This is a genomic window from Micromonospora haikouensis (assembly GCF_900091595.1).
Classification (GTDB): Bacteria; Actinomycetota; Actinomycetes; order Mycobacteriales; family Micromonosporaceae; genus Micromonospora; species Micromonospora haikouensis.
Genome location: NZ_FMCW01000004.1, coordinates 286559 through 303713 on the forward strand (window position 1 = coordinate 286559; position 17155 = coordinate 303713).

The following is a 17155-nucleotide window of genomic DNA, read 5'->3' on the forward strand; positions in this document are numbered from 1 at the left end:
GAGCGGGGCACCGGGCGTACGCTGGTCCGGGTGACGAGCCAGATCGAGATCCAGGTGCTGGTGGACGACCCCGACGACCCGCGCAGCCGCGAGGTGGGGCTGGACTTTCCCCGGGAGTGGATCGAGTTCGTCGACCCGGCCGACGCCACGCACGTGATCCGCGCCGACCTGACCTGGCTGCTGTCCCGCTGGACCTGCGTGTTCGGCCAGGGCTGCCACGGCATCGTCGCCGGCCGGGCCGCCGACGGCTGCTGCTCGCACGGGGCGTTCTTCACCGACTCCGACGACGAGAAGCGGGTCCGGGCGGCCGTCAAGCGGCTCACCCCGGAAAACTGGCAGCACTTCCGGCGCGGGTTCAAGAACTGGACCGAGAACGACACGGTCGACGGCAAGACGCCGGCCCGGCGCACCGCCACCCGCGCGATCGACGCACCGTGCGTGTTCCTCAACGACGCCGACTTTCCCGGCGGGGGCGGCTGCGCGCTGCACGCGCAGGCCCTGCGCGACGGGGTGCACCCGCTGGAATACAAGCCGGACGTCTGCTGGCAGCTGCCGGTCCGCCGGGACCAGGAGTGGCACAAGCGGCCGGACAACACGAAGGTGCTGGTCTCCACGCTGGCCGAGTTCGACCGGCGGGGCTGGGGCGCGGGCGGGCACGACCTCGACTGGTGGTGCACCTCGTCGACGGACGCGCACGTCGGCACCGAGCCGATGTACGTCTCGTACGGCCCGGAGCTGACCGCGCTGGTCGGCGCGGCGGCGTACGCGAAGCTCGCGGAGCTGTGCGCGGCCCGGCTGCGGCAGGGCCAGATCGCCTCCCACCCGGCCAGCACGTAAGGAAGGGCCCCCTGTTAACGCTTTCCGCATAGGAAGGGCCCCTTCCTAACCACGCTGGCGAGTGCTCAGCGCACCGACCGGGTGCGGTCAGGCGGTGATCGGGCCCGTCACGGCTCGAACTTGTAGCCCAGGCCCCGGACGGTGACGATGAAGCGCGGCGCGGACGGCTCCGGCTCGATCTTCGAGCGCAGCCGCTTGACGTGCACGTCGAGGGTCTTCGTGTCGCCGACGTAGTCGGCGCCCCAGACCCGGTCGATGAGCTGGCCCCGGGTCAGCACCCGGCCGGCGTTGCGCAGCAGCAGCTCCAGCAGCTCGAACTCCTTGAGCGGAAGCTGCACGGTGCCCCCGTCCACGGTGACCACGTGCCGCTCGATGTCCATCCGCACCGGCCCGGCCGCCAGGGTCGGCGCCCCCGACTCGGCCACGTCGGGGGTCTGCCGGCGCAGCACCGCCCGGATCCGGGCCACCAGCTCCCGAGGCGAGTACGGCTTCGTCACGTAGTCGTCGGCCCCGATCTCCAGGCCGACGACCTTGTCGATCTCGCTGTCCCGCGCGGTGACCATGATGATCGGCACGTGCGAGCGCTGGCGGAGCTGCCGGCACACCTCGGTGCCGGACATCTCGGGCAGCATGAGGTCGAGCAGCACGATGTCCGCGCCCGTCCGGTCGAACTCGGTGAGGGCGGACGGGCCGGTGGCCGCGACCGAGACCTCGAAGCCCTCCTTGCGGAGCATGTACGACAGGGCGTCGGAGAACGACTCCTCGTCCTCGACCACCAGAACGCGGCTCAACGGGGTATTCCTTTCATAGCGGTCGGACCTGCCGGAGCTCGGCCGGGCCGGCCTCGATCCCATCCGATTGCGGTGTCGGCAGCAGGTCGTCCGGTGGACGGGCGGGCAGCCGGAGGGTGAACGTCGACCCACCACCAAGAGTGCTCGACACCTCGACCCGGCCGCCATGGTTGCTGGCGATGTGTTTGACGATGGCCAGGCCGAGGCCGGTGCCGCCGGTGGCCCGGGAACGGGCCTGGTCGGCCCGGTAGAACCGTTCGAAGATCCGCTCGACGTCCGTCGGCGCGATCCCGATGCCCTGGTCGGCGACGGAGATCGTGACGTGCTCGCCGTCGGACCGGGTGGTGACCCGGACGGTGGTGTCCTCGCCCGAGTAGGTGATGCCGTTCTCGACGAGGTTCGCCACGGCGGTGGCGAGCTGGGCGTCGCTGCCGTAGACCGTCAGCCCGCGCTCGCCCTCGGTGGCCACCTCGATCCGCCGGGCGGCGGCGGTGGTGCGGGTGCGGTCGATCACCTCGGCGATCACCCAGTCCACGGCGACCGGCTCCGGGGCGGGCTGCGGCTCGGCGCCCTGGAGCCGGGTCAGCTCCAGCAGTTCCTGCACCAGCCGCCCCAGCCGGGTCGACTCGTGCTGGATGCGCTCGGCGAACCGGCGCGCGGCGACCAGGTCCTCGGAGAGGTCGGGGGCCGCCGCGCCGGCCGGCTCGGTGGCGTCCAGCAGCGCCTCGGCGAGCAGTTGCAGGGCCCCGATGGGCGTCTTCAGCTCGTGGCTGACGTTGGCCACGAAGTCCCGGCGGACCCGGGCCAGCCGGTGCGACTCGGTGACGTCGGCCGCCTCCACGGCCACGTGCCCGCCGCCGATGGCCATCGCCCGCAGGTGCACGCCGAGCGGGTCGGGGCCGGAGGCGTCGCGGCCGCGCGGCAGGTCCAGCTCGATCTCGCGCCGCACGCCGGTGCGCCGGACCTGCCCCGCGAGGGTACGGATCAGCGGGTGCGCGGCGATCGAGCCGGGCGTGGCCCCGGTGCGCAGCAGCCCCATCGCGCGGGCCGCCGGGTTGACCAGGACCGGCACGTCATCGGGGCCGAGTACCACGACGCCGGCGCGCAGCGAGTCCACCGTGCGGCGGCCCAGGCTGGAGAGGCCGGTCTGCTGCTCGTCGACCATCACGGGCCTCCCCCTGGTCCGGAACAGGCGGGCGGGGCCGCCGCTCCCGGCGGCCGGGCCGCGGCGACGCCACGACCGGACGAGCCGGGGCAGCAGCGACCCGATGGCCAGCCCGGCCACCAGTGTCACGACCGCCGCCGTCGTCACCGCCCACTCCACCCGGCGATCGTAGGGTCATTGTTCATCTGGACATCGCCACAAACGGGACGAAACGCTCTCGCTTCCGGCGATGTTCACCCGTCGGTCCCGCGTCGTTCACCAGCGTTCACCTCCGGTCATCTCCCCCGGCCTACGGTTGTCGCGCACCCTGCCAGACCAGCGCCGACGCCCGCAGCCCCGGGCCGGCGACCACCGACCACAGGACGTGATGATGCGCGACGAGTTCCGGGCCGACCTCCAGATTGTCAGCCAGCTGCTGGTGGACATGGCCGAGGCCATCCGCGCGGCCATGCGCCAGGCCACCCGCGCCCTGCTCACCGCCGACCGCCAGGCCGCCGAGAACGTGATCGAGCGGGACGCCGAGATCGACGAGCTCTACCGGCACGTCGAGGAGCGGGTCTGCGACCTGCTGGCCCGGCAGGCCCCCGTCGCCTCCGACCTGCGGGCCATGATCACCGCCCTGCACGTGGCCGCCGACCTGGAGCGGATGGGGGACCTGGCCGACCACGTGGCGAAGACCGCGCTGCGCCGGCACCCCTCGCCGGCCGTGCCGGCGGAGCTGCGGCCGGTCTTCGTCGACATGGCGTCGATCGCCGACCGGATGGCCGAGAAGATCGGCTCGGTGCTGGCCAAGCCCGACGCCGACCTCGCCGCCGAGCTGGACCGCGACGACGACGCCATGGACGACCTGCACAAGAGCCTGTTCGGGGTGCTGCTCGGCGACGACTGGCCGTACGGGGTGGAGACGGCGATCGACGCCACCCTGCTCGGCCGCTTCTACGAGCGGTTCGCCGACCACGCGGTCAACGCCGGCGAGCACGTCGTCTACCTGATCACCGGGGAGCCGGCCGCCGCGGCCGAGTGAGCGCCCCAGGCGTTAGGAAGGGCCCCTTGTTATCACGAAAGCGATAACAAGGGGCCCTTCCTTCGTCGGTCAGCGGCCCTGGTTGGCGACCGCGGCGGCGGCCTCCTTGGCGGCGGCCGGGTCGAGGTACGTCCCGCCGAGGACCTGCGGACGCAGCTGCGGGTCCAGGTCGTAGCGCAGCGGGATGCCGGTCGGGATGTTGAGCTTGGCGATCGCCTCGTCGCTGATCTGGTCGAGGTGCTTGACCAGCGCGCGCAGCGAGTTGCCGTGCGCGGCCACCAGCACCGTCCGGCCCGCCAGGATGTCCGGCACGATCGAGTCGTACCAGTACGGCAGCATCCGCTCGACGACGTCCTTGAGGCACTCGGTGCGCGGCATCAGCTCGGTCGGCAGCAGCGCGTACCGGGGGTCGCCCACCTGCGACCACTCGTCGTCGTCGGCGATCGGCGGCGGCGGGGTGTCGTACGACCGACGCCAGAGCATGAACTGCTCCTCGCCGTACTCGTCGAGGGTCTGCTTCTTGTTCTTGCCCTGCAGGGCGCCGTAGTGGCGCTCGTTGAGCCGCCACGACCGGCGCACCGCGATCCAGTGCCGGTCGGCGGCGTTCAGCGCCAGCTCGGCGGTGCGGATCGCCCGGCGCATCACGCTGGTGTGCACCACGTCCGGCAGCAGGTCGTGCTCGCGCAGCAGCTCACCGCCGCGGCGCGCCTCCGCCTCACCCTTGGCGGTCAGGTCGACGTCGACCCAGCCGGTGAAGAGGTTCTTCGCGTTCCAGTCGCTCTCGCCGTGCCGCAGCAGGACCAGCGTCCCGACGGTGGGCCCTTCGCTCGCAGTCATGCCGATCATCCTGCCGCACTCCGTCGACGGACACGCGGGGACCTGCGGTGACGACCACCACGTGGAAAAGCCGGTGACCGGCCTTCGGCCCCGCGACTAGGTTGTAAGGCGCTTTGGATACATCGGTCATTACCGAAAGCGGGGCGCGAGCGTGCGGGCGATGCGGGGCTGGTTCCGGGACACCACGGGCGGGCTGCCCAGGACCTTCTGGCACCTGTGGACGGGCACCCTGATCAACCGCCTCGGCTCGTTCGTCCTGGTCTTCCTGGCCATCTACCTCACCCAGGAGCGCGGCTTCGACGAGCTGGCCGCCGGCCTCGTGCTCGGCCTGTGGGGCGTCGGCGGCGCGGTCGGGACGACGCTGGGCGGGACGCTCGCCGACCGGTGGGGCCGGCGACCGACGCTGCTCACCGCCCACCTCGGCGCGGCGGCCATGATGCTCACCCTCGGCTTCGCCCAGCAGCTCTGGGCGGTGGCCGGCGGGGCGCTGCTGCTCGGCCTGTTCGCCGAGGCGGCCCGCCCGGCGTTCGGCGCGATGATGATCGACGTGGTGCCGGAGCGGGACCGGCTGCGCGCGTTCTCGCTGAACTACTGGGCGATCAACCTCGGCTTCGCCTGCGCGGCGATCCTCGCCGGCCTGGCCGCCGAGGCCAGCTACCTCCTGCTGTTCGTGATCGACGCGGCGACCACCCTGGCCACCGCCGTGATCATCTTCGTGAAGGTGGCCGAGACCCGCGCCCCGGCCCGCGTCACCGTGCGCCCCGCCGGGGCCGCCCGCCCCCGGGGGGCGCTGCGCACCATCCTCGGCGACCGGGTCTACCTGGGCTTCGTGGCGCTCAACCTGCTCGGCGCGCTGGTCTTCCTCCAGCACATCTCGATGCTGCCGATCGCCATGGGCGACGACGGCCTGAGCCCGTCCACGTACGGCGTGGTGATCGCGCTCAACGGGGTGCTCATCGTGGCCGGGCAGCTCTTCGTGCCCCGGCTGATCCGTGGGCGCAGCCGCTCGCACGTGCTCGCCCTCGCCGCCGTGGTGATGGGCGTCGGGTTCGGGCTGACCGCGTTCGCCGACGCCGCCTGGTTCTACGCCCTCACTGTGCTCGTCTGGACCCTCGGCGAGATGCTCAACTCGCCGTCGAACTCCACCCTGATCGCGGAGCTCTCCCCCGCCGACCTGCGCGGCCGGTACCAGGGCGTCTTCTCGCTGTCCTGGCAGGTCGCCGGGGCCAGCGCGCCGATCCTCGGCGGCCTGGTCCGGCAGCAGGCCGGCAACGCGGCGCTCTGGCTGGGCTGCGCGGCGGTCGGCGTCGTGGTGGCGGTCGCCCACCTGGCCTCCGGGCCGGCCCGGGAGCGGCGGGCCATGGCGCTGCGCCCGCCGGCCGAGCCCGTCGGGCCCGCGCCGGCGGAACGTGGACAGTTGACGTCCGTCGTGAACTGAAGCTGTCCAAGATCCGGGGGTACGAAAGGCCGGGGCGACGCAAAGCGCCCACCTCGACCAGTGGTCGTGATGGGCGCCCGCATCGTGCCGGCGGCGGCGGGCGACACTCACCCCCGTAAGCGTCGCCCGCTCGCGCCGCCGGTTCCAACGGGTGGCGCCGTCCCCCAACGGCGGGATCCACCCGTCCCTGCGCCTGCACTCGTGCACGGATCTGATCGATCCACCGCTCCCCCGAACGGTTACGAGCGTGGCGCGTGCAATAAAGCTAGTTTCCCCTGGTTGCGGATTCAACCCGGAACGGCTGTCTCGCCGGTCACAACATCACCGTCCGAAACCGTACCCGTTCGCCGGGTCACCACCGGCACACCGGGACTACCCGTGCGCCGGCCCCGCAAACGCCTAGGCGTCCTCACGATCGGGTGACTCCGTGCGGAAGAAGTTGCTCTGCCGGCCGTCGCGCAGCTGCTCCTGGTAGATCAGGTTGAGCCGGCGGCCGTCGAAGGTGCGGAACCACTCGTCCCAGGTGATCTCCCGCACCCGGCTGCTCTCCCGGTACCCCGGCAGGTTGAACGTGAGCACCCCCGCCCGGCCGTTGCGCTCCGTGCCCGCGATCGTGGCCGGCCGGGCGTTGCGCTCCCGCGCCCAGCGCCGGATCACGTCGTGGTTGGTGGTGACCAGGCTGCGCCCCGGACGCTCCGGCCGGTCCTGGAGCGAGGTGATCGGCTGCGAGGACCGCGCCGACCGGGACGACGACCGGCCGGTCCGGATCGCCGACCGCTGGGCCGCGCCCTGGCCGGCCCGCGCCGGGGCCGCCTTCCTCGCCGAAGCGGCCCGGCGCGCCGAGGCCGAAGCCGGGGCCGCCTTGGCCGCCCGCGTCGGGGTCGCCTTCGCCCGCGCCGGGGACGCCGTCGCCCGCGCCCGCGTCGGGGTCGCCTTCGCCCGCGCCGGGGACGCCGTCGCCCGCGCCCGGCTCTGGGCCGCCCTCGCCCGCGCCGGGGACGGGGCCGCCTTGGCCCGGCCCGGGGCCGCCTTCGCCCGCGTCGGGGCCGGGGAAGCCTTCGCCCGGGCCGGGGTCGCCTTCGTTCGGGCGGCGGCCGCGGTGCGCGTACCCCCGGCGGTCTTGGCCTTCGTGCCGCTGGCGCGGCCCGCGGGCCCGGTGCTGCGCCGCGCCGCGCCCCGGCCCTCGGCGCGCAGGGTACGGGCCAGGGCCTTCACCAGCTCCGGCTTGCGCAGCACGGAGATCCCGGCGACGCCCCGACGACGCAGCTGGCCGCGGATGTCGTCCACCCGCATGCGGGAGATCTCCGACTCGGAGATCGTCGGGGTGTTCGGGGTCTGGTTGCCCGTCTGCCGTCTCGTCCTGGTCGCAGCCCCGCCGCGACCTGAGCTGTTCCGCTGAGCCATGGGATGCTCCGCTCCTTGACAGTCCGTCCTCGGCGCGCGGTGGATCCCAGTGCCGCACCGCGCGGTGCGGCATACCCGTCAGGACGGCTCCGAACCTCCCGCCGTGGCCCGGCCGGCGGGCGACGGCTCGAAGAGGTGCGCGAACGCCGCCAGGTTGGCCGTGGACTCGCCGCGCTTGACCCGCCACTCCCACTCCCGCCGGATGGCGCTGCCGAAGCCGATCTCCAGCATCGTGTCGAACGACTCGTCGGCGTACGTCAGCACGCTGCCGAGCAGCCGGTCCAGCTCGTCCTCGTCGACCCCCGCCAGGTTCACCCGGCCGGTCAGGTAGACGTCGCCGACCGCGTCGATGGAGAACGACACGGCGTACATCCGCGCGTTGCGCTGCAGCAGCCAGGCCCACAGCTCCTCGCGTCGCTCGTCCGGCTGGCGCATCACGAACGCCTCGATCCGCAGCGCGTGCTCGCCGACGACGAGGTTGCAGATCGTCTTGAGCTTGTGGGTGCCGGGCAGGGTCACCGCGTACGACGCCTCGCCGGTGGACTCGACCGCCAGCTCCCGCTCGGCGCAGACCGACTCGATCAGGGCGGCCACCTGGCTCCTCGCGCTCATCCGCCCCACTCTACGGCCGCCAGCGGTGGCGCGACGGCGCGGCGGCGGCGCGGTGAGAAGGGTGCCCTTCTCTACCGTATGCGTTAACAGGGGGCCCTTCCTTGCACCTCACCAGGCGCAGGAGAGCGCCCGGTCCGCCGCGAGCCGGCTGGCGAACCGCTCCCGGTGCTCGGCGATCGTCTCGCCGTAGACGGCGAGCAGGTTGCCGACCGTGCGGTCCCAGGAGAAGTTGCGGGCGTGTTGCTCGGCGCCCCGCCCCAGGGTCGCCCGCCGCGCCCGGTCCGGCAGCAGCCCCGCCAGCGTACGGGCCCAGTCGACCGGGTCGTGGCTGTTGACGAGCACCCCGCTGACCTGGTCCCGGACGGCGGTCACCAGGCCGCCCACGGCGGCGGCCAGCACGGGCGTGCCGCACGCCTGCGCCTCCAGGGCGACCAGCCCGAACGACTCGTTGTGCGACGGCACGGCCACCAGGTCGGCGGCCCGGTAGACGGCCGGCAGGTCGTCGCCGGTGCACGGCGGCAGGAAGCGCACCCGGTCGGCGATCCCGAGCGAGGCGGCCAGCTCGATCAGGGCGGTGGGCCGGTCCAGCCCGCTGCCGCTGGGGCCGCCGACGATCACCACGGTCAGCTCGTCGGCGAGGAGCGGGTCCCGTTCCCGCAGGGCGGCGGCGGCGCGGATCAGCACGTCGGGGGCCTTCAGCGGCTGGATCCGGCCGACGAAGGCCACCACGTACCCCGTGGTGGGCAGGCCGAGCCGGCGGCGGGCGGCGAGCATGGCCGCGTGCCGGTCCCCGGCGGCGGGCCGGAACCGGTCCAGGTCGACGCCGGGCTCGACCACGGCGACCCGGGCCGGGTCGGCGTCGTACCGGTCGAGCAGGTCGCGGGCCTCCACCCGGGTGTTGGCGACCAGCCGGTCGGCCTCGGCGACGACCTGCTCCTCGCCGATGACCCGGGCCTTCGGCTCGGGGCGGTCACCGGCGGCGAGCCGGTCGTTCTTGACCTTGGCCAGGGTGTGCGCGGTGTGCACCAGCGGCACCCCCCAGCGCTCCTTGGCCAGCCAGCCGACCTGCCCGGAGAGCCAGTAGTGCGAGTGGATCAGGTCGTAGTGGCCCGGCGGGCGGGCCGCCTCGGTGCGCAGCACCCCGGCCGTGAACGCGCAGAGCTGGCCGGGCAGCTCCTCCTTGGTCAGCCCCTCCAGGGGGCCGGCGGTGACGTGCCGGACGTGCACGCCCGGGGACATCTCGACCACCGGTGGCAGGTCGCCGGAGGTGGCCCGGGTGAAGATCTCCACCTCGACGTCGGCCTCGGCCAGCCGGCGGGCGATCTCCAGGATGTAGACGTTCATGCCGCCCGCGTCGCCCGTGCCGGGCTGGTGCAGGGGCGAGGTGTGCACCGACAGGGTGGCGATGCGCCGGGGGCGCGGCCACGGCTGGATACCTCGCTGACGACCCACGCCGGTGTGCTGTTCCGCCACGTCCGCTCCCTCTGTCACGGTTGATGCCGTCCCGCACGACCGGCGCTCCTCGGTCAACCTGCGCGCCGCGTGTCATCTTCCCCATCGGGAACCGGAAATTCGTACCGGCGGCCCCCGGGCGTGACGGACCTCATCGACGCGGGCGGCCGGCCGGCGGCGCGCGCGGCGTCCCGGCGGGGTGAGAATGGCCCGATGACCTCTGTCGCGATCGTCACCGGGGCGTCCAGCGGGATCGGCGCGGCCACGGCCCGCCGGCTGGCCGCCGAGGGGTTCCACGTGCTGGCCGCCGCGCGGCGCACCGACCGGCTGGCCGCGCTCGTCGCGGAGATCGGGGCGGCCGGCGGGTCGGCCGCCGCCGTCGAGTGCGACGTCACGTCCGCGGAGTCGGTGGCGGGCCTCGCCGCGGCCGCGGCGGCGGCCCCCGGGCTGGTCACCCTGCTGGTCAACAACGCCGGCGGCGCGCGCGGGCTCGACCCGGTGGAGTCCGGGTCGGTGGGCGACTGGCAGTGGATGTACGACGTGAACGTGCTCGGCACCCTGCGGGTCACCCAGGCGCTGCTGCCCGCGCTGGAGGCGTCCGGGGCCGGCACGATCGTGATCGTCTCCTCGACCGCCGGCCACGTCGTCTACGAGGGCGGGGGCGGCTACAGCGCCGCGAAGCACGCGCAGACGGCGGTCGCCGGCACGCTGCGGCTGGAGCTGTGCGGCCGGCCCGTCCGGGTGATCGAGATCGACCCGGGGATGGTGCGGACCGACGAGTTCGCGCTGGTCCGCTTCGGCGGCGACGCCGACCGTGCCGACGCGGTCTACGCCGGGGTGGCCGAGCCGCTGGTCGCCGAGGACGTCGCCGACTGCGTCGCCTGGTGCGCGACCCGGCCGCAGCACGTCAACGTCGACCGGCTCGTGGTCCGCCCGCTGGCCCAGGCCGCGCAGCACAAGGTGCACCGGGCGGGCTGATGGGTCCCCGGTCGCGCGGGCGGAGGCGGCGGTGAGGCCGCAGGGGGTCGTCACCCGGGGCACGACCAACCCCAACCGGCTGCGTCGGGTCGACAACTGGATCGTCGAGACGTGCGGCGGCCGGCTGCGGGACGCGGCGGACCCGCTGGTGGTCGACCTCGGCTACGGCGCGACCCCGGTCACCGCCGTGGAGCTGCGCGCCCGGCTGGCCGCCGGGGTCCGCGCCGACGTGCGGGTGGTCGGGCTGGAGATCGATCCGGTACGCGTCGCCGCCGCGCAGCCGGCCGCCGACCCGCCCCGGCTCACCTTCGCCCGGGGCGGGTTCGAGCTGGCCGGGCTGCGGCCCGCCCTGGTCCGGGCGTTCAATGTGCTCCGGCAGTACGACGAGGCCGAGGTCGCCGCCGCCTGGCGGACGGTCACCGGGCGGCTGGCCCCGGGCGGGCTGCTGGTCGAGGGCACCTGCGACGAGCTGGGGCGGCTCGGCGGCTGGCTGCTGATCGACTCCGAGGGCCCGCGCACGCTCACCCTGGCGGCGAAGCTGACCACGCTGGGCAGTCCCGCCGAGCTGGCCGAGCGGCTGCCGAAGGCGCTGATCCACCGTAACGTGCCGGGCGAGGCGATCCACGACCTGCTCCGCGACCTGGACGACGCGTGGCGCTCCGCCGCCGCGTACGCCCCCTTCGGGCCCCGCCAGCGGTGGCTGCGGGCGGTGGCGGCGGTCCGCGACGCCGGCTGGCCGGTCGCCGACGGGCCCCGCCGCTGGCGGCACGGCGAGCTGACCGTCGACTGGTCCGCCGTCGCCCCCGCCAGGTCCGACGCCTGAGCCCGGGGCGGGCGGCTCAGCGCGTCTCCCCGGGCGGGGTCGAGCCGCCGGTGGTGGGCTCGGAGACGTGGGCGGTGACGATGCGCCAGCCGGCGGGCAGGCGTACCCAGGTCTGGGTCTGCCGGCCCCGGGCTGCGGCGTCGGCGTACCCGAACCGGGTGGTGACCACCGCGAGGTCGACGCCGAAGGTGGTGATCACCGTGTCGACGAGGCGGCGGCCGGGCGGCAGCGGCGGCTGGTCGGCCCGCCAGGCGCGCTGCGCGTCGAGCCCGTACTGGTGGTCGTCGATGCCGAACCGCACGGTCCGGTCGGCGTCCCAGAAGTGTCCGCAGATCCGGTCGGCGTCGCCGTCGACCAGCGCCTGTTCGTAGCCGGCGAAGGCCGCCGCCACCTCGGCGACCACGTCGGTCCGGTCGATCTCCACGCGGGTGTCCTCCTTCGCACGACGGGCCGGGCGTACGCGGGCGCGGTCGGGCGGCCGGTGCCGCCGGCCCGACCGGGCCGGCGGCCTCAGCCGCTCACCGCGCCCTCCCGCTGCCCGCCGTCGGCGGGCCCGGCGACGGTCGGCTCGGCGGCGGCTTCGCCGTGCAGGCGGTCCAGTTCGATCTCCTCCGGCTCGGGGACCCGGGGCGCGGGCCGGCCCAGCGCGAAGATCCCGCAGACCGCCGCGACGAAGAGGTAGCCGAGCGCCACGGGGCCGTTCGCGTTCCACTCGATCCGTTCGCCGTGGATGAGCCCGACGAACGAGAGCACCGCGCCGGCCCCGGCGAAGATCGCCGCCCGGACGAACCGCTTGTCGATGACGAAGACCACCACCGCGCCGAGCACCAGGCCGGCGAGGATCGCCCCCTGGCCGAGCACGAGCAGGCCGTCGTAGACCACGCCCGCGCCGGCCAGGGCCTCGTCGCCCACCTCGGCGGCCGTGGTGCCGGCCGCCGCCAGCGTGTTGTCGATCTGGCTGGTGGCCCAGGCCGCGATGTTCGGGATCAGCGCGGCGACCACGGCCGCGGCGTGCGCCCGGGGCGTCGCCTGGAACGCCTGCGCGCCGATCAGCAGCCCGATGTAGAGCAGGATCGGCACGATCGCCGCCGTCGGGAAGATCGTCGCCAGCAGGCCGAACATGCCGAGGAAGCAGAGGATCGCGATCACGATGCCGGTCGCCATCGAGTAGCCGCTCCGGCCACCCGCCGCCTTCCAGCCCGGGTGCCCGACGTAGACGGCGGGCGGGAACGGCGAGCCGAGGGCCGCGCCGATCACCGCGCCCGCGCCGTCGGCGAGCAGGACGCTGCGCAGGTTGTAGTTGTCGCCGGCGGTCGCCGCGCTCTCCACGTTGGACATGCCCTCGGTGAAGTTGTAGACCCCCAACGGGATCGCCGTCGCCAGCAACGGCGCCATGTCGGCCAGGCCGGTGAGGAGCAGGTCGAGCTTGACCGAGGGTACGGCGATCGCGATGTCCCGGGCGGCGGCCGTGACGTCCGGCACCGACATCGCGCCGCCGGCCCAGCCGAGCGCCGTGCCGACCAGCAGCGCGGCGAGCCCGATCGGAAAGTTGAACGGCAGCCTGACGTCGGTGAGCAGGCCGATCAGCAGCAACGCGAAGACGGGCAGCGCGATCCAGGCCATCCGCCACATCTGCCCGGCCGGGTTCATCGAGATGAAGGTGATGGAGATCCCGGCGAGGGTGCCCAGCAGCGCGGCCCGGGGCGCGTACCGGCGGATGTAGGGGCCGACGAACGCGCCGATCAGCACGATCACGCCGATGATGAAGGCCCACGCCAGCCCCGCCTCCCAGGCCCGCACCGGGTCCTGCGTGCGCAGGTAGATCGGGAGCATGATGACGAAGATGACGATGAACATGTGCGGCACGCTCGGCCCGTAGGGCAGGGCGGTCACGTCGGACCGGTTCTCCCGCCGGGCCAGCCGGCGCGCCAGGAAGGTGTAGTAGATGTTGCCGGCGACCAGCGCGATGCCCAGCGCCGGCAGGATCGTGCCGAACACCTCCCCCTCGGGGAGCTTCACCACGGCCAGGCAGAGCCCGGTCAGGGTGAGCACGTTGACCAGGACGTTGACGCCGAAACCGAAGAACGCGTTGGTGTCGCCGCGCACCCAGAACGGGAGCGGGGCGGCGGGGGGCTTGGGGGTGACCATGGCTGCTCCCGATTCAGGAGGAGGGTTGCGACATGGTGGTGCTGGGCAGCACGGCGAGCACCTCGGTGGACTCGGCGACCCACCCGAAGATCCCGCCCTGGGCGGCGATCATGTCGAGTCCGACCCGCTGGAACTCGGGGAAGTAGGACCCGACGCAGTCGGCGAGCACGAGGCACTCGTACCCGCGGTCGTTGGCCTCCCGGACGGTGGTGTGCACGCACACCTCGGTGGTGACTCCGGTGACCAGGAGGCTGCGGACGCCCCGCTCGGCGAGCAGGGCGTCCAGCCCGGTGGCGTAGAACGCGCCCTTGCCGGGCTTGTCGACGACCGGCTCGCCGGGCAGCGGCGCGAGCTCGTCGACGATGTCGTGGCCGTACTCGCCCCGCACGAGGATGCGGCCGTTGGGGCCCGGGTCGCCGATCCGCTTGCTCGGCGCGCCCCGGTGGAGCTTGGCCGGCGGGCAGTCGGACAGGTCGGGCAGGTGCCCCTCGCGGGTGTGCACGACGGTCAGGCCCGCGGCGCGGACGCCGGCCAGCAGCGCCGCCAGCGGGGCGATGGTGCGGCGCAACTGGCCGACGTCGTTGCCCAGGCTCTCGCCGAACCCGCCGGGCTCCAGGAAGTCGCGCTGCATGTCGATGACCAGCAGCACCGTGGTCGCGATGTCGAAGGTGTACGGGGTGGGCCGGGCGGCGGCGACGGTCGGCATCTCGCGACTCACCTCGCCGTCGCCGCGATAACGTCGTCGGACGTGGCGACGCAGCCGAAGACGCCGCCCTGCATGGTCACCATGTGCAGCGCCGCGTCGTGGTTGCCCTTGTCCGTCGCGCCGGTGCAGTCGGCGAGGATCAGGCACTCGTACCCCCGGTCGTTCGCCTCGCGCATGGTGGTGTGCACGCAGACGTCGGTGGTGATGCCGGTGAGGATGAGGTGCGTGATGCCGCGGGTGCGCAGCACCAGGTCGAGGTTGGTGGCGTAGAACGCGCCCTTGCCGGGCTTGTCGACGACCACCTCGCCGGGCGTCGGGGCGACCTCGGGCACGATCTCCCAGCCCGGTTCGCCCCGGACGAGGATCCGGCCGCACGGGCCGGCGCCGCCGATCTCGGCGCCGATCCGCGCCGAGCGCCAGCGCTTGTTCGGCGGCAGGTCCGCCAGGTCGGGGTCGTGCCCCTCGCGGGTGTGCACGACGAGCATCCCGAGCGACCGGGCGTGTGCCAGCAGCCGGGCGGTGGCCGGCAGGCCGGACCGGGTGAGGCTGATGTCGTACCCCATCGCGTCGACGTAGCCGCCCGGCCCGCAGAAGTCGGTCTGCCAGTCGATGCAGAGCAACGCGGTGCGGGTGGTGTCGACCGCGCCGTCGTACGGCCACGGGTAGGGGTTAGCGGTTACCGGCCCGATCCTTGCCATCCTCTCCTCCTCCTGTTGTCGTCGCCGCTCATCGCCGGGCGGCGCTGCGGTACGCCCGCCAGCCCCCGGCGGCGCTGATGTCCTCGGCGTCCGGCCCGGCGGCGTACGCCTCGCAGAGGAAGCCCAGGACGCTGCTCCCGTCGTCCAGCCGGACCCAGCCCAGCGAGAGCGGGGCGGGGACGCCGGCCAGCAGCCCGCCGACGGCGGACGCGGGCAGCCGCCACAGCTCGATGTCGATGCGGTGACCCCGGGCCGCCTCGACGCGGACCAAGCCGGGCAGCCCCTCGCCGTCGGGGGTGGCCATCCGGTAGAGCCGGTAGCAGGGCGCGGTCCGGGTGGCGGCGACGAGCGTGGCTCCCCGGTCGGTCAGCTCCCCGTTGCGGGACTCGCCGGTCAGGTGCCGCCCGACGACGGCGACGAGCAGTTCCGCCGGTCCCGGCCCGGTGGTGGCGGCTGCCGGCGGGGCGTCGGCCGCTCCCACGTCGGCCCCGGCGGCGAGGGCGGCGGCGAGCCGGGCCAGGGTGGTGTCGCTGAACGCCGGGCCGACCAGGGTCAGGCTCGCCGGCCGGCCGGCGGCGGTGAAACCGTTGGGCACGGTCACGCAGGCCAGGTCGAGCAGGTTGGCGAACTGGGTGTAGCGGCCGAGCACGGCGTTGCGCCCGATCGGGTCCTCGGCGATCTCGGCGAGCGTGAACGTGGTGCCGACGGTGGGCACGACGAGCGCGTCGACCTCCCGCCACACGCGGTCGACCCGGGCCCGCAGCTCGCGGAGCCGGTGCCGGCCCCGGAAGGCGTCGACCGCGTCGTAGCGCCGGCCGGTCTCCAGCACCGCCCGGGTGACGGGCAGGACCGCCTCGGGGCGCTCCCGCAGGAAGTCGTCCAGCCCGGTCAGCCGCTCGGCCACCCAGGGCCCCTGGTAGAGCAGGTCCCCGGCCTCGAAGAAAGGGCCCAGCGGCACCGGCTGCGCGTGGCCGACCAGGTCACGCAGCCGCCCGACGCCGGCGGCGAACCGCTCCCGCTGGCCGGTGTCGCCGAAGAACTCCAGGTCTTCCGCCCGGGGCACGCCGAGGCGTAGCGCCCCCGGCAGGCGGGCGGGCACCCGCTCGGCCGGCAGCGGACGCCCCCACGGGTCGGCCGCCGTGACGCCGCGAGCGGCGTGCAGCACGTCCACGGCGTCCGCCACGTCGGCGGCGAAGACCGAGACGCAGTCCAGCGAGCGGCAGGCCGGCACCACGCCGGCCGTGCTGAGCAGGCCGCGGGTGGGCTTGACCCCGACGATGCCGTTGAGCGCCGCCGGCACCCGGCCGGAGCCGGCGGTGTCCGTGCCCAGGGCGAAGCTGACCTGGCCGCTGGCGACCGCGACGGCCGAGCCGGAGCTGGAGCCGCCGGAGACGAGCCCCCCGCCGAAGACGCTCTCGCAGCTGCCGTACGGCGAGCGGGCCCCGGTCAGGCCGGTGGCGAACTGGTCGAGGTTGGTCTTGCCGACCAGCAGCGCGCCGGCGTCGAGCAGCCGGCGCACCACGGGCGCGTCGGCGCTGGCCTCGTACCCGAAGTCGGGGCAGCCGGCCGTGGTGACCATGCCGGCGACGTCGATGTTGTCCTTGACCGCGAACGGGATGCCGTACAGCGGGAGCGTCGCGGGGTCGCCGTCGCGGCCCAGCGCGGCGGCGTGGGCCCGCAGGCGGTCGGCCGGGACGGTGCTGATCCAGACCGGCGCGCCGTCGCGGCCGGCGAGCCCGGCCAGCACGCGCTCGGCCAGGGCGGCGGGGGTGAGGCCGCCCTCGCGGTACGCCGACCGCAGCTCCGCGAGCGATCCGATGCGTTCTGACATACAGTCGATTGTCGACAGTCCTGTTACAGGGAACGGCGCGACAGGTAACGACGACATGACGCCGGCGGCGGGCCGGCCCGCCCCGGCTAGTCGCAACGCCGTTCAGTTAGGGCGTGGCGGGGCTGGTCAAGGGGTGTGTTGATCAGGGTGTGAGAGGCGGGGTTCCGGTATCAAGGTTTGTCACTCCAAGACAACCCGAACCAGGAACCCCGCTCGGTGGAACAGATTGCCATAACACGGACGGTCACGGTAGCTGCCGGACCGTTCGCGGCGGGTCATCTCGGTGAGCTGACCCGCCTCGTGCCGTTCGAGATGGTCGATGACGTCCTCGCCGCGACCCGGCGTACGCAGCGACGTGTGCGCCTGTTGCCGGCCCGGGTCGTGGTGTACCTGCTGCTGGCCGGCTGCTTG

Annotated in this window: 17 protein-coding genes; 6 read left to right on the forward strand and 11 right to left on the reverse strand. The window is 74.1% G+C overall.

All coding sequences use genetic code 11. From position 1 onward, the window contains the following. Window positions 1–30 precede the first annotated feature (30 nt). Window positions 31–837: a DUF3109 family protein gene (locus tag GA0070558_RS06205; RefSeq protein WP_091276694.1), complete on the forward strand. Its 807-nt coding sequence runs from the start codon at window positions 31–33 to the stop codon at window positions 835–837. A gap of 107 nt (window positions 838–944) precedes the next feature. On the opposite strand, the gene GA0070558_RS06210 is transcribed toward GA0070558_RS06205, so the two are convergent. Together GA0070558_RS06210 and GA0070558_RS06215 are read right to left on the reverse strand one after the other, a co-directional pair. Next, window positions 945–1628 carry a response regulator gene (locus GA0070558_RS06210; RefSeq protein ID WP_043965295.1) on the reverse strand — a complete coding sequence of 228 codons (684 nt, stop codon included), beginning with the start codon at window positions 1626–1628 and terminating at the stop codon, window positions 945–947. A 13-nt stretch (window positions 1629–1641) separates the two neighbouring features. Beyond that, window positions 1642–2952 carry a sensor histidine kinase gene (locus GA0070558_RS06215; RefSeq protein WP_077938187.1) on the reverse strand — a complete coding sequence of 437 codons (1311 nt, stop codon included), beginning with the start codon at window positions 2950–2952 and terminating at the stop codon, window positions 1642–1644. 211 nt (window positions 2953–3163) lie between these two features. Here GA0070558_RS06215 and phoU point away from each other — a divergent pair, with 211 nt between their 5' ends. Next, window positions 3164–3817, forward strand: a complete 654-nt coding sequence (gene phoU, locus GA0070558_RS06220) for a phosphate signaling complex protein PhoU (protein ID WP_043965293.1) — start codon at window positions 3164–3166, stop codon at window positions 3815–3817. 69 nt (window positions 3818–3886) lie between these two features. Here phoU and GA0070558_RS06225 read toward each other — a convergent pair whose 3' ends face one another. Next, window positions 3887–4654 carry a phosphoglyceromutase gene (locus tag GA0070558_RS06225; protein WP_043965291.1) on the reverse strand — a complete coding sequence of 256 codons (768 nt, stop codon included), beginning with the start codon at window positions 4652–4654 and terminating at the stop codon, window positions 3887–3889. A gap of 151 nt (window positions 4655–4805) precedes the next feature. Here GA0070558_RS06225 and GA0070558_RS06230 point away from each other — a divergent pair, with 151 nt between their 5' ends. Then, entirely contained in the window at window positions 4806–6092 is a 1287-nt protein-coding gene (locus GA0070558_RS06230; RefSeq protein ID WP_256091782.1) for an MDR family MFS transporter, read from the forward strand. A gap of 399 nt (window positions 6093–6491) precedes the next feature. On the opposite strand, the gene GA0070558_RS34940 is transcribed toward GA0070558_RS06230, so the two are convergent. From GA0070558_RS34940 to mshA, 3 genes are all read right to left on the reverse strand, one after another. After that, window positions 6492–7496 carry a hypothetical protein gene (locus tag GA0070558_RS34940; protein ID WP_091276700.1) on the reverse strand — a complete coding sequence of 335 codons (1005 nt, stop codon included), beginning with the start codon at window positions 7494–7496 and terminating at the stop codon, window positions 6492–6494. Between the two features lie 78 nt (window positions 7497–7574). Then, entirely contained in the window at window positions 7575–8108 is a 534-nt protein-coding gene (locus GA0070558_RS06240) for a type III secretion system chaperone family protein (protein WP_091276703.1), read from the reverse strand. Window positions 8109–8216: 108 nt separating this feature from the next. Continuing rightward, the gene (gene mshA / locus GA0070558_RS06245; protein WP_091276706.1) at window positions 8217–9581 is read right to left on the reverse strand and encodes a D-inositol-3-phosphate glycosyltransferase; all 1365 of its coding nucleotides are present in this window, start codon (window positions 9579–9581) and stop codon (window positions 8217–8219) included. A gap of 192 nt (window positions 9582–9773) precedes the next feature. On the opposite strand from mshA, the gene GA0070558_RS06250 reads away from it, so the two are divergent. Both GA0070558_RS06250 and GA0070558_RS06255 read left to right on the forward strand, forming a co-directional pair. Then, window positions 9774–10538, forward strand: a complete 765-nt coding sequence (locus tag GA0070558_RS06250) for an SDR family NAD(P)-dependent oxidoreductase (RefSeq protein WP_091276775.1) — start codon at window positions 9774–9776, stop codon at window positions 10536–10538. 31 nt (window positions 10539–10569) lie between these two features. After that, entirely contained in the window at window positions 10570–11361 is a 792-nt protein-coding gene (locus GA0070558_RS06255; RefSeq protein ID WP_091276709.1) for an SAM-dependent methyltransferase, read from the forward strand. Between the two features lie 16 nt (window positions 11362–11377). On the opposite strand, the gene GA0070558_RS06260 is transcribed toward GA0070558_RS06255, so the two are convergent. The 5 genes from GA0070558_RS06260 to atzF all read right to left on the reverse strand — a co-directional run bounded on the left by GA0070558_RS06260 (window position 11378) and on the right by atzF (window position 16744). Beyond that, on the reverse strand, window positions 11378–11785 hold the full coding sequence (locus tag GA0070558_RS06260; protein WP_091276712.1) for an AtzH-like domain-containing protein: 408 nt from the start codon (window positions 11783–11785) through the stop codon (window positions 11378–11380). Window positions 11786–11871: 86 nt separating this feature from the next. Continuing rightward, entirely contained in the window at window positions 11872–13509 is a 1638-nt protein-coding gene (locus GA0070558_RS06265) for a regulator (RefSeq protein WP_091276714.1), read from the reverse strand. Between the two features lie 13 nt (window positions 13510–13522). Next, the gene (locus tag GA0070558_RS06270) at window positions 13523–14215 is read right to left on the reverse strand and encodes a cysteine hydrolase family protein (protein ID WP_091276716.1); all 693 of its coding nucleotides are present in this window, start codon (window positions 14213–14215) and stop codon (window positions 13523–13525) included. A gap of 8 nt (window positions 14216–14223) precedes the next feature. Next, a complete protein-coding gene (biuH, locus tag GA0070558_RS06275; RefSeq protein WP_091276718.1) occupies window positions 14224–14913 on the reverse strand; it encodes a biuret amidohydrolase in 690 nt (229 codons plus the stop codon). A gap of 28 nt (window positions 14914–14941) precedes the next feature. Next, window positions 14942–16744 carry an allophanate hydrolase gene (gene atzF, locus GA0070558_RS06280; protein ID WP_091276723.1) on the reverse strand — a complete coding sequence of 601 codons (1803 nt, stop codon included), beginning with the start codon at window positions 16742–16744 and terminating at the stop codon, window positions 14942–14944. Window positions 16745–16969: 225 nt separating this feature from the next. Between atzF and GA0070558_RS06285 the strand changes: the two genes are divergently transcribed. Next, window positions 16970–17155: transposase domain-containing protein (locus GA0070558_RS06285; RefSeq protein ID WP_256091787.1), on the forward strand; the 186-nt coding region annotated here is incomplete at its 3' end.